Source organism: Providencia rustigianii DSM 4541 (genome assembly GCF_000156395.1).
Classification (GTDB): Bacteria; Pseudomonadota; Gammaproteobacteria; order Enterobacterales; family Enterobacteriaceae; genus Providencia; species Providencia rustigianii.
In genome coordinates, this window is the sequence record NZ_GG703837.1 from 1 (window position 1) to 440 (window position 440).

Annotated in this window: 1 pseudogene; it reads right to left on the reverse strand. The window is 44.1% G+C overall.

Going from position 1 to position 440, the window contains the following annotated elements:
* Positions 1 to 440, reverse strand: a pseudogene (locus tag PROVRUST_RS18805) (phage portal protein); the annotation flags it as partial.

Here is a 440-nt window from a genome sequence, read left to right on the forward strand (position 1 = left end):
CACTTACCGGTTTCAAACTCATAAGGCTTAGTATCATACCCCTGCTGTACAAACCAGTAGGTTTCTAAGTCTGCGCCTCGGCGTGTGAACTTAGCGGGGGAGTGTTTAAATGTTAACGCTTGCCCGAGTCGGTTTTCTCGTAACTCTAAATAGCCATTGCCAAAAAGTAAAAAATCCAATCCCCAGCTATCAAAGGTTTGGCGGCTTAGGTATTTATTAGGAATGAATGTGCTTGTGAGAATATTACGTTTCACATAGATGGCACTACTATGGTGAGGTGCAGCACGGAACGTCCGAGCCAGACCATGAAAACTAATTGGTGGCTCATAGTAATTATCAATCTGCACACATTCCAAATAATCAAAAATCTCGCGCTTGTCTAACACCGGTATTGGGTCGCCAAAAGTGAACGCTTCCATTGATGCGTCATTGGCTGTCTG